The organism is Psychrobacter coccoides, from assembly GCF_017498085.1.
GTDB lineage: Bacteria > Pseudomonadota > Gammaproteobacteria > Pseudomonadales > Moraxellaceae > Psychrobacter > Psychrobacter coccoides.
In genome coordinates this window covers 1-611 of sequence record NZ_JAGBKM010000053.1, presented here as the reverse complement: position 1 = coordinate 611, position 611 = coordinate 1, and the positions used below count along the sequence as shown (strand labels likewise).

The following is a 611-nucleotide window of genomic DNA, read 5'->3' as shown; positions in this document are numbered from 1 at the left end:
CGATGGTAGTGTGGCTCCGGCCATGTGAGAGTAGGTCATCGTCAGCTCCCTATTCCCTAAAAGCCTCCCAACTTGATTGTTGGGGGGCTTTTTTTTGGTATATTTCTACAAAAAATTAGTATACTCTTTCTTAGTTTGAGAACTAAGGAACAATAGTGAAGGCTAAATTAGCAGGTATTCAATACTTAGGTGAAAGTGGTATTACCCAAGAATGTAAGAAAGCAGTCATAAACCTAGTACACGCTGGTGAAAGAATAGAAGAGGTCAAAATACTCACCTTTGAAGAGCCTTATTCAAAAGCTCACGCTTTATTGCTAGCCCTTGAGTATGATATTCAAATAGTCATTAAAGGTGGTTTTGCTTCTGATTATAATGGAGAAGGGCCAAAAGGCTATGCTTTCGTTTTAAACTTGTTGGCGCAATATACGGATAATATAGATGAATATATCGTTCCACAGAGGATTTTTGAGCGCATATCTAGCTCAAGCTTAACCGTTAAAGACTTAGAATATATCAATAGTGTAAATACCCCACTCTTAACACAACATCATCGTAGAATAATTAAGCCACCTGCCTGTACTCAGCAGGTGTCATATCATTAAGTGAATCAT

General features: G+C 38.0%; 1 protein-coding gene. It reads left to right on the top strand.

Annotation, left to right across the window (positions count from 1 at the left end; genetic code table 11):
• Window positions 1–155 precede the first annotated feature (155 nt).
• Entirely contained in the window at window positions 156–602 is a 447-nt protein-coding gene (locus J3492_RS13025; protein ID WP_207992429.1) for a hypothetical protein, read from the top strand.
• Window positions 603–611 lie beyond the last annotated feature (9 nt).